The 5,619-nt window shown below is 58.4% G+C and carries 3 rRNA genes; all 3 read left to right on the forward strand.

What is annotated here, in order from left to right:
• Positions 1–245: 245 nt before the first annotated feature.
• A 16S ribosomal RNA gene (locus tag ABIE39_RS18660) occupies positions 246–1,767 on the forward strand.
• A 475-nt stretch (positions 1,768–2,242) separates the two neighbouring features.
• Positions 2,243–5,350 (forward strand): 23S ribosomal RNA (locus tag ABIE39_RS18665).
• A 99-nt stretch (positions 5,351–5,449) separates the two neighbouring features.
• Positions 5,450–5,566: ribosomal RNA gene (rrf, locus tag ABIE39_RS18670) — 5S ribosomal RNA — on the forward strand.
• Together the 16S, 23S and 5S rRNA genes form the textbook arrangement of a ribosomal RNA operon.
• The last annotated feature ends 53 nt before the right edge of the window (positions 5,567–5,619 follow it).

The following is a 5,619-nucleotide window of genomic DNA, read 5'->3' on the forward strand; positions in this document are numbered from 1 at the left end:
GGTGTGTGTCGGTTGTTTGAGAACTCAACAGTGTGCTTGTTAGTCAATGCCAAATTTTTTGTCCCTGTGGCATGGCTGGCCTGGTTGCCCGTCGGGTGGTTGGGTTGGTTGTGTCTGGGATTCCTTTGGTTGATTTCGGAAGATGATGTCATCTTTCGTGTTGATGCCAGTTTTGTGAACCCTGTTGGGTTCGCTTCGTATGGATTGTTCACTGCCGGGCTGTGCTTGGTGGTGGGCGTTGTTCATTTACGGAGAGTTTGATCCTGGCTCAGGACGAACGCTGGCGGCGTGCTTAACACATGCAAGTCGAACGATGATGCCCAGCTTGCTGGGTGGATTAGTGGCGAACGGGTGAGTAACACGTGAGTAACCTGCCCTTGACTTCGGGATAACTCCGGGAAACCGGGGCTAATACCGGATATGAGCCGTCCTCGCATGGGGGTGGTTGGAAAGTTTTTCGGTCAGGGATGGGCTCGCGGCCTATCAGCTTGTTGGTGGGGTGATGGCCTACCAAGGCGACGACGGGTAGCCGGCCTGAGAGGGCGACCGGCCACACTGGGACTGAGACACGGCCCAGACTCCTACGGGAGGCAGCAGTGGGGAATATTGCACAATGGGCGAAAGCCTGATGCAGCGACGCCGCGTGAGGGATGAAGGCCTTCGGGTTGTAAACCTCTTTCAGCAGGGAAGAAGCGCAAGTGACGGTACCTGCAGAAGAAGCGCCGGCTAACTACGTGCCAGCAGCCGCGGTAATACGTAGGGCGCAAGCGTTGTCCGGAATTATTGGGCGTAAAGAGCTCGTAGGCGGTTTGTCGCGTCTGGTGTGAAAACTCGAGGCTCAACCTCGAGCTTGCATCGGGTACGGGCAGACTAGAGTGCGGTAGGGGAGACTGGAATTCCTGGTGTAGCGGTGGAATGCGCAGATATCAGGAGGAACACCGATGGCGAAGGCAGGTCTCTGGGCCGCAACTGACGCTGAGGAGCGAAAGCATGGGGAGCGAACAGGATTAGATACCCTGGTAGTCCATGCCGTAAACGTTGGGCACTAGGTGTGGGGCTCATTCCACGAGTTCCGTGCCGCAGCAAACGCATTAAGTGCCCCGCCTGGGGAGTACGGCCGCAAGGCTAAAACTCAAAGGAATTGACGGGGGCCCGCACAAGCGGCGGAGCATGCGGATTAATTCGATGCAACGCGAAGAACCTTACCAAGGCTTGACATGCACGAGAAGCCACCAGAGATGGTGGTCTCTTTGGACACTCGTGCACAGGTGGTGCATGGTTGTCGTCAGCTCGTGTCGTGAGATGTTGGGTTAAGTCCCGCAACGAGCGCAACCCTCGTCCCATGTTGCCAGCGGGTTATGCCGGGGACTCATGGGAGACTGCCGGGGTCAACTCGGAGGAAGGTGGGGATGACGTCAAATCATCATGCCCCTTATGTCTTGGGCTTCACGCATGCTACAATGGCCGGTACAAAGGGCTGCGATACCGTAAGGTGGAGCGAATCCCAAAAAGCCGGTCTCAGTTCGGATTGGGGTCTGCAACTCGACCCCATGAAGTCGGAGTCGCTAGTAATCGCAGATCAGCAACGCTGCGGTGAATACGTTCCCGGGCCTTGTACACACCGCCCGTCAAGTCACGAAAGTCGGTAACACCCGAAGCCCATGGCCCAACCGTTCGCGGGGGGAGTGGTCGAAGGTGGGACTGGCGATTGGGACTAAGTCGTAACAAGGTAGCCGTACCGGAAGGTGCGGCTGGATCACCTCCTTTCTAAGGAGCTACCAACCCTCGCCTGCCGGTGTTTGCTGGTGGGTGGGTGGTTCAGGTGCCACGCCATCGCCGTACGTGTGGTGGGTGGTTGCTCATGGGTGGAACATTGACGAAAGAGCTTTCTTCGGTCTTGCTGGTGTCAGTACCTGCCGGCTCGCACGTGCCTCTTCGGGGCTGGTGCGGGGTGGTGGTGGAACATCACGGGTGAGACCTGGGGGGCTTGTCGAGCACACTGTTGGGTCCTCAGGTCACCGGCCACCGGTTGGTGGGGTGCCTGGTACGGGCCGGTCCTTGGATCACGAACCGCTGCGCGGGTCCTTCTTCTTCGGGAGGGGGGTTCGGGTGGTAGGCGGGTCTGGTGGGGTCGGGGTCGTTGGTTGTTTGAGAACTGCACAGTGGACGCGAGCATCTTTGTAAAGATCAAGACGCACCCTTTGGGGTGTGGTTCTTGGTTCTCTGCAGTTTTGTTGTTTTTGTTGAAGTTTTTAAGGGCACAGGGTGGATGCCTTGGCACTAGGAGCCGAAGAAGGACGTGGTAGCCTGCGATAAGCCTCGGGGAGCTGGCAAACGAGCTGTGATCCGAGGGTTTCCGAATGGGGGAACCCCGCACGAGTCATGTCGTGTGACCCGCACCTGAATATATAGGGTGTGTGGAGGGAACGTCGGGAAGTGAAACATCTCAGTACCGACAGGAAGAGATATTCCGTGAGTAGTGGCGAGCGAAAGCGGATGAGGCCAAACCGGGCGCGTGTTCAAGCTGTCAGGCGTTGCGTGTTCGGGGTTGTGGGACCCTTCTGGTGGATCTGACAGTCCACCGGGGAGTAAGAAAGCCGTGTCATAGTCGAACCGCATTGAAAGGCGGACCACAGACGGTGCGAGTCCGGTAGACGAAATGGTGCGGCCTCCCGAAGGGGATCCCAAGTAGCACGGGGCCCGAGAAATCCCGTGTGAATCCGGCAAGACCACTTGCTAAGCCTAAATACTACCTAGTGACCGATAGCGGACCAGTACCGTGAGGGAAAGGTGAAAAGTACCCCGGGAGGGGAGTGAAATAGTACCTGAAACCGTGTGCCTACAATCCGTTGGAGCCTCCTTGGCTGGGGTGACAGCGTGCCTTTTGAAGAATGAGCCTGCGAGTTAGTGCTCAGTGGCGAGGTTAACCCGTGTGGGGAAGCCGTAGCGAAAGCGAGTCCGAACAGGGCGCCCATAGTCGCTGGGTCTAGACCCGAAGCGAAGTGATCTAGCCATGGGCAGGTTGAAGCGCGGGTAAGACCGCGTGGAGGACCGAACCCACCAGGGTTGAAAACCTGGGGGATGACCTGTGGTTAGGGGTGAAAGGCCAATCAAACTTCGTGATAGCTGGTTCTCCCCGAAATGCATTTAGGTGCAGCGTCACGTGTTTCTTGCCGGAGGTAGAGCTACTGGATGGCCGATGGGCCCTACAAGGTTACTGACGTCAGCCAAACTCCGAATGCCGGTAAGTGGAAGCGTGGCAGTGAGACTGCGGGGGATAAGCTCCGTAGTCGAGAGGGAAACAGCCCAGACCACCGGCTAAGGCCCCTAAGCGTGTGCTAAGTGGGAAAGGATGTGGAGTTGCACAGACAACCAGGAGGTTGGCTTAGAAGCAGCCACCCTTGAAAGAGTGCGTAATAGCTCACTGGTCAAGTGATTCCGCGCCGACAATGTAGCGGGGCTCAAGTACACCGCCGAAGCCGTGGCATCTGCGCTCAACTCAGGCCTTCGTGGTCCAGAGGCGCAGGTGGGTAGGGGAGCGTCGTGTGGGCGGTGAAGCCGCGGGGGAACCCAGCGGTGGAGGCCACACGAGTGAGAATGCAGGCATGAGTAGCGAAAGACGGGTGAGAAACCCGTCCGCCGAATGACCAAGGGTTCCAGGGCCAGGTTAATCCGCCCTGGGTAAGTCGGGACCTAAGGCGAGGCCGACAGGCGTAGTCGATGGACAAGGAGTTGATATTCTCCTACCGGCGAAGAACCGCCCATACCGAGCCCGGTGATGCTAACCGTCCAAACCTGCCCATCGACCCTTCGGGGTCACCGGGCAGGGGCGCGCGGGACCCGAACCGGTAGTAGGTAAGCGTATTAACAGGGGTGACGCAGGAAGGTAGCCCGGCGTGGCGATGGTAGACCACGTCCAAGGCTGTAGGCCGTCGGGTAGGCAAATCCGCCCGGCACACAGGCTGAGAGCTGACGGTGAGCGCACAAGCGCGAACTGGGTGATCCTATGCTGCCAAGAAAAGCCTCGGCGCGAGGTTCTAGCCGCCCGTACCCCAAACCGACTCAGGTGGTCAGGTAGAGAATACTAAGGCGATCGAGAGAATCGTGGTTAAGGAACTCGGCAAAATGCCCCCGTAACTTCGGGAGAAGGGGGGCCCGAAGCGTGAACACCCTCGCGGTGGGAGCGTGGACGGCCGCAGAGACCAGGGAGAAGCGACTGTTTACTAAAAACACAGGTCCGTGCGAAGTCGCAAGACGATGTATACGGACTGACGCCTGCCCGGTGCTGGAAGGTTAAGAGGACGGGTCAACCCTTCGGGGTGAAGCTCAGAATTTAAGCCCCAGTAAACGGCGGTGGTAACTATAACCATCCTAAGGTAGCGAAATTCCTTGTCGGGTAAGTTCCGACCTGCACGAATGGCGTAACGACTTCTCCGCTGTCTCAACCGCGAACTCGGCGAAATTGCACTACGAGTAAAGATGCTCGTTACGCGCAGCAGGACGGAAAGACCCCGGGACCTTTACTATAGCTTGGTATTGGTGTTCGGTGCGGCTTGTGTAGGATAGGTGGGAGACTGTGAAGCCCGTACGCCAGTGCGGGTGGAGTCAACGTTGAAATACCACTCTGGCCGCTTCGGATGTCTAACCTCGGTCCGTGATCCGGACCAGGGACAGTGCCTGGTGGGTAGTTTAACTGGGGCGGTTGCCTCCTAAAATGTAACGGAGGCGCTCAAAGGTTCCCTCAGCCTGGTTGGCAATCAGGTGTCGAGTGCAAGTGCACAAGGGAGCTTGACTGTGAGACTGACAGGTCGAGCAGGGACGAAAGTCGGAACTAGTGATCCGGCGGTGGCTTGTGGAAGCGCCGTCGCTCAACGGATAAAAGGTACCCCGGGGATAACAGGCTGATCTTGCCCAAGAGTCCATATCGACGGCATGGTTTGGCACCTCGATGTCGGCTCGTCGCATCCTGGGGCTGGAGTAGGTCCCAAGGGTTGGGCTGTTCGCCCATTAAAGCGGTACGCGAGCTGGGTTTAGAACGTCGTGAGACAGTTCGGTCCCTATCCGCTGCGCGCGCAGGAAACTTGAGAAGGGCTGTCCCTAGTACGAGAGGACCGGGACGGACGAACCTCTGGTGTGCCAGTTGTTCCGCCAGGAGCACCGCTGGTTGGCTACGTTCGGAAGGGATAACCGCTGAAAGCATCTAAGCGGGAAGCCTGCTTCAAGATGAGGTTTCCATACCCTACGGGGTGAGAGGCACCCAGCAGAACACTGGGTCGATAGGCCGGACGTGGAAGCGGGGACGAAAGACCCGTGCAGCTGACCGGTACTAATCAGCCGACAACTTCAACACCAAACACTCTTGTGCTACGCGTCCACTGTGCGGTTCCCGAACCACCAACACCACACCCCCACCCGGGGGTGGCCCGGTGTCGAGGAGGTTCAACAGAGTTACGGCGGTCACAGCGAAGGGGAAACGCCCGGTCCCATACCGAACCCGGAAGCTAAGCCCTTCAGCGCCGATGGTACTGCCCTGGAGACGGGGTGGGAGAGTAGGACGCCGCCGGACAACCCTTCACCGAAGGCCCACCCCACACGGGGTGGGCCTTCGGCATTTCCGCA

It is taken from the genome of Cellulosimicrobium sp. 4261 (assembly GCF_040546915.1).
Classification (GTDB): Bacteria; Actinomycetota; Actinomycetes; order Actinomycetales; family Cellulomonadaceae; genus Cellulosimicrobium; species Cellulosimicrobium cinnabarinum.